This is a genomic window from Neisseria sp. P0009.S007, assembly GCF_051962515.1.
Window position 1 is genome coordinate 1 of record NZ_JBQCVF010000181.1, and the last position, 2,963, is coordinate 2,963.

Genomic DNA, 2,963 nt, shown 5'->3' on the forward strand with positions numbered 1-2,963 from the left:
AAGCTGATTTTGGGCGAATTGCAGCCGACCTACGGCAGAATCCGTATCGGCAGTAAACAGGAAGTTGCTTATTTCGACCAGTTCCGCAGCGCGTTGAATGAAAACGACACTGTGTTTTACACGCTCGGACAGGGCAACGATTACGTTGAAGTCGGTGGTAAGAAAAAGCATGTGATGAGCTATTTGGAAGATTTCCTGTTCCATCCAGCTCGCGCACAAAGTCCCGTCTCATCGCTTTCCGGCGGTGAACGCAACCGCCTCCTGCTGGCAAAACTCTTCACCCGCCCCGCCAATATCCTGGTCTTGGACGAACCGACCAACGACTTGGACATTGATACCCAAGAGCTGCTTGAAGACCTACTGCGCGATTATCAAGGCACGGTATTCCTTGTCTCGCATGACCGTATGTTCTTGGATAATGTGATTACCCAAAGCATTGTTTTCGAAGGACAAGGCCGTCTGAAAGAATACATCGGCGGCTATCAGGACTATATCGACGCAAAATCGCGGGAAGAGAAAATTCAGACGGCCTCTGCGCCTAAAGCGGCTGCCGAGCCTGAAAAAATCAAACCTAAAGCCAACCGCACGGTCAAACTTTCCTACAAAGAACAGCGTGAACTCGATGCCCTGCCTGATGAAATCGCCGCTTTGGAAACCGAGCAGGCTGAAATCAATACCCAGCTTTCCGATCCTGAAATTTTCAAAGATTACGAAAAAGCAGGTGCATTGCAAAGCAGGGCTGAAGAAATCGAGATGTCGCTTTTGGAAAAGCTGGAACGCTGGGAATGGCTGGAAGCGAAACAAAATGGAGAAGCGGTTTAAATTGGGAGTTTTGTCCCAAAGTAGGGCAGATATTTTTCTAAATCATGCCGTCTGAACCCCGAATATTCAAAAACAAGGTCTACAACCAACATGAAAAAAGTCGAGAAAAACGTATTGGTGCTGCATAGCGCTAAGGAAATGTTTGAGCTGGTGGACAAAGTTGAGGACTATCCAAAATTTTTGCCGTGGTACAGCAAGACCGAAGTCATCGAACGTAAAGGCAATGAGCTAAAAGCGCGCCTGTTTATGGACTATATGCGCGTCAAGCAGTCATTTGCGACGCACAACCACAATATCCCGGGGCAGGAAATCCGCATGGATTTGCTCGAAGGGCCGTTTAAAACCCTGCGCGGCACTTGGAAATTTATCGACTTGGGCGATGATATGTGCAAAGTCGAATTCAGATTAGAATACGATTTCTCCAATGCCGTACTCTCTGCCATGATTTCCCCGGTATTCGGCCATCTCGCCGGCACGCTGGTGGATGCTTTTATTAAAGAGGCCGACCGCCGCTATGCTTGAGATTGAAATTGTTTACGGACTGGCCGATAGGCAAGTGTTGAAGGGTATGACCGTTGCCGAAGGAACAACCGTACGCGAAGCTGCCCGACAAAGCGGTTTGGAGATAGAGTTTCCGGAATTGGATTTACAGCAAGCGCCTTTGGGTATTTTCGGCAAGGCTGTGAAAGACGAAACAGCGTTGCGCGATGGCGATCGGATTGAGGTTTATCGCCCATTGTTGATTGATCCGAAAGAAGCGCGACGTAAACGCGCTGGGCAAGAATAAATCAAAGGCCGTCTGAAACTTTTTCAGACGGCCTGTCAAACTGAAAGAACAGTAATGAGCTTGAAAATTAAATTAATTGTCGGTTTGGGCAATCCAGGCCAAGAATACGAACAAACGCGCCACAATGTCGGCTTTTGGCTGTTGGACGAACTGGCATGGAAATGGAAAGTCAATTTTAAAGACGAAAAGAAATTTTACGGCGAAGTAGCGCGCGCCACTACGCCTGATGGTGATGTTTGGCTGCTCAAACCCATGACCTTTATGAACCGCTCCGGTCAGGCAGTAGCCGCTTTGGCTCAGTTTTACAAAATCAAGCCGGAGGAAATCTTGGTGGTTCATGACGAGCTGGATATTCCATGCGGCCGTATCAAATTCAAACTTGGCGGCGGCAACGGCGGACACAACGGCCTCAAAGACATTCAGGCTCGCTTGGGTACGCCTAATTTCTACCGCCTGCGCTTGGGTATTGATCATCCGGGCGACCGTAATCTGGTTGTCGGTTATGTGTTGAATAAACCGTCGGCGGAACACAGACAGCAAATTGATGATTCCATCGCCAAATCCCTGCAAGGATTGCCGGCCGTGTTGAATGGCGAATGGGAAGAAGCAACACGTTTTTTACACAGTAAGTAGCGTACCCAAACCAAACCAAACGGGTAGCCTTGCACATCATGTTCAGACGGCCTGAAAACAGGCAGTGTGATCTGACTAGTGATAAACGAATCAAAGAAACAGTAAATATGAACGAACTGACCAGTCTTATGCAGACCGAAGCCCCAGGCATTGTTGGCGAAACATTAGACTTCTGCCTTTACGAATGCAGTATTGAAGATGCCCCGGATGCAGAAGAAGTGGCACAATGGCGTGATATTTTGAAGGCGCGGGGTGGGAAATTTGTCCGCTTGGCAGATATCTGCCAAACATGGTTGGATGAAGAGGCCGATAAATGAAAGCCTTGCCGTTAAACAAATTTACTGTCGCTGCCTTGATTTGGTTTGCCGCCGCCATTTATGCCTTACTTTTCAAAGAGGGCGGCAATAGCGCTCCACCATTCCCTCATTTTGATAAAGTCGGCCATTTCGGGCTGTTCTTCGGTCAGGCATGGTTGTGTGCAAAAATATTTATTCAAGACAATAGGACTATTCCCTATAAAGGCATTCTGTTTGCCGCTTTATTGTTTGCCATAGGAAGCGAGCTGGCTCAGGCATTTCTGACTGCTACGCGCCAAGGTTCGATCGCGGACGGCATTGCCGATATGGCAGGTACGGCTGCGGCACTGTGGTTTGCAGAAAAAATAAAAGCAGCAAAAAGTTAGACATATTTAAAAAACTTAAAGGCCGTCTGAAATCCTGAG

6 protein-coding genes are annotated in these 2,963 nt (G+C 48.0%); all 6 read left to right on the forward strand.

Annotated elements, in window-relative coordinates; translation table 11 throughout:
• Positions 1-822 (forward strand): ATP-binding cassette domain-containing protein (locus ACTHS3_RS11210; RefSeq protein WP_440367973.1); only part of this gene is annotated, 822 nt, incomplete at its 5' end.
• A 90-nt stretch (positions 823-912) separates the two neighbouring features.
• Positions 913-1,344, forward strand: a complete 432-nt coding sequence (locus ACTHS3_RS11215) for a type II toxin-antitoxin system RatA family toxin (protein ID WP_003683270.1) — start codon at positions 913-915, stop codon at positions 1,342-1,344.
• Positions 1,337-1,609: an RnfH family protein gene (locus ACTHS3_RS11220; protein ID WP_004519778.1), complete on the forward strand. Its 273-nt coding sequence runs from the start codon at positions 1,337-1,339 to the stop codon at positions 1,607-1,609. Before ACTHS3_RS11215 ends, ACTHS3_RS11220 begins: the two co-directional genes overlap by 8 nt.
• 54 nt (positions 1,610-1,663) lie before the next feature.
• Positions 1,664-2,242, forward strand: a complete 579-nt coding sequence (gene pth, locus ACTHS3_RS11225; protein WP_003683307.1) for an aminoacyl-tRNA hydrolase — start codon at positions 1,664-1,666, stop codon at positions 2,240-2,242.
• Between the two features lie 107 nt (positions 2,243-2,349).
• Positions 2,350-2,559: a hypothetical protein gene (locus ACTHS3_RS11230; protein WP_039862142.1), complete on the forward strand. Its 210-nt coding sequence runs from the start codon at positions 2,350-2,352 to the stop codon at positions 2,557-2,559.
• On the forward strand, positions 2,556-2,924 hold the full coding sequence (locus ACTHS3_RS11235) for a VanZ family protein (protein WP_004519776.1): 369 nt from the start codon (positions 2,556-2,558) through the stop codon (positions 2,922-2,924). Before ACTHS3_RS11230 ends, ACTHS3_RS11235 begins: the two co-directional genes overlap by 4 nt.
• The last annotated feature ends 39 nt before the right edge of the window (positions 2,925-2,963 follow it).

What these genes read in the sequence shown, in the direction of transcription:
- ACTHS3_RS11230 (WP_039862142.1), top strand. Translation starts at nt 2,350, where the DNA reads ATGAACGAACTGACCAGTCTTATGCAGACCGAAGCCCCAGGCATTGTT.
- pth (WP_003683307.1), top strand. Translation starts at nt 1,664, where the DNA reads ATGAGCTTGAAAATTAAATTAATTGTCGGTTTGGGCAATCCAGGCCAA.
- ACTHS3_RS11235 (WP_004519776.1), top strand. Translation starts at nt 2,556, where the DNA reads ATGAAAGCCTTGCCGTTAAACAAATTTACTGTCGCTGCCTTGATTTGG.
- ACTHS3_RS11215 (WP_003683270.1), top strand. Translation starts at nt 913, where the DNA reads ATGAAAAAAGTCGAGAAAAACGTATTGGTGCTGCATAGCGCTAAGGAA.
- ACTHS3_RS11220 (WP_004519778.1), top strand. Translation starts at nt 1,337, where the DNA reads ATGCTTGAGATTGAAATTGTTTACGGACTGGCCGATAGGCAAGTGTTG.